Consider the following 1,172-nt stretch of genomic DNA (forward strand, 5'->3'; position numbering starts at 1 on the left):
ATCGTTTGCAGGAACGCGCTCTGGCTGAAGGCGGTGCGGATCGTTTGCAGGAACGTGGCCTGGTCGAAGGCGGTGCTGACCGTTTGCAGGAACGTGGCCTGGTCGAAGGCGGTGCGGATCGTTTGCTGGACAACCACGCTTAACCCCTCGCTGTTTGCGAGGCACCCCAAACCGGCCTGATCAGCCGGTTTTTTTTCGCCTGGCGTTCCGCTCAATTCACCCAATTGCACGATTTGCCTGAAATCAGTCATTTGCGGACCTACCCCAGCCCTCGTCTGCTTATTAAAGTGCCGTTTTTGATCATGGCTCGGATGGACTGATGAATCTGTGGTTTCGCTTGCTGTATATGCTGTGCCGTCGCCCGTGGCGCACACCTGCCCATGGCCTGGCCACTACGGTGGTGCGGATGCGCGTCTGGCCTCTGGACCTGGACATCAACCGGCATGTCACCAATGGTCGTTATTTCACCCTGGCGGACGTAGCGCGCATGGATTTCGTACTGCGCACCGGCGCCTTTCGCGTCGCCCTGCGGCATAAGGCATTGCCGATCGTGGGCGATACCTGGGGTAAATTCCGTCGCGAATTGAAACTGTTCGAAGCGTTCGAAGTGCACACCCGCATGCTCGGCTGGGACCATAAGTGGAGCCTGATGGAACATCGTTTCGTCAGTCGCGGCCGCGTGGTTGGGGTGGTGGTAATGCGTGGGCTATTCCGCTCGGCCAAAGGCACCTTGCCGCCGAGTGAGTTTGTTCGGGAACTGGAGCTGGAAGAAGCTTCGCCACCGATGCCGCAGTGGCTGCTGGACTGGGCACACAGCTGCGACGAGATGAGTGCGCAACTGCGTACTGAAGAGCAAATCGCCTAGGCATATTTTCGTGACCGGAACGCCGTCAAAACTGTGGGAGGGGGCTTGCCCCCGATGGGGCCTGCTCAGTCGATACCTGCGCGCCTGACCCACCGCTATCGGGGGCAAGCCCCCTCCCACCCTGGTTACCACTGGCCTTTGGATGGGTGTAACACCTGACGACCGAGCCGGGGACCACTGTGCTCAAGTCAACGCCATCAAACCTGTGGGAGGGGGCTTGCCCCCGATGGGGCCTGCTCAGTCGATACCTGTGTTGCTGACCCACCGCCATCGGGGGCAAGCCCCCTCCCACCCTGGTTACCGCTGG

The 1,172-nt window shown here is 60.5% G+C and carries 1 protein-coding gene; it reads left to right on the forward strand.

All coding sequences use genetic code 11. The features are described from left to right. Positions 1-319 precede the first annotated feature (319 nt). Positions 320-865 (forward strand): acyl-CoA thioesterase, encoded by a 546-nt coding sequence (locus QRN41_RS22925; RefSeq protein ID WP_167417662.1) that lies wholly within the window; start codon positions 320-322, stop codon positions 863-865. The last annotated feature ends 307 nt before the right edge of the window (positions 866-1,172 follow it).

The organism is Pseudomonas sp. efr-133-TYG-23 (genome assembly GCF_030209215.1).
GTDB lineage: Bacteria > Pseudomonadota > Gammaproteobacteria > Pseudomonadales > Pseudomonadaceae > Aquipseudomonas > Aquipseudomonas rhodesiae.

What these genes read in the sequence shown, in the direction of transcription:
- QRN41_RS22925 (WP_167417662.1), top strand. Translation starts at nt 320, where the DNA reads ATGAATCTGTGGTTTCGCTTGCTGTATATGCTGTGCCGTCGCCCGTGG.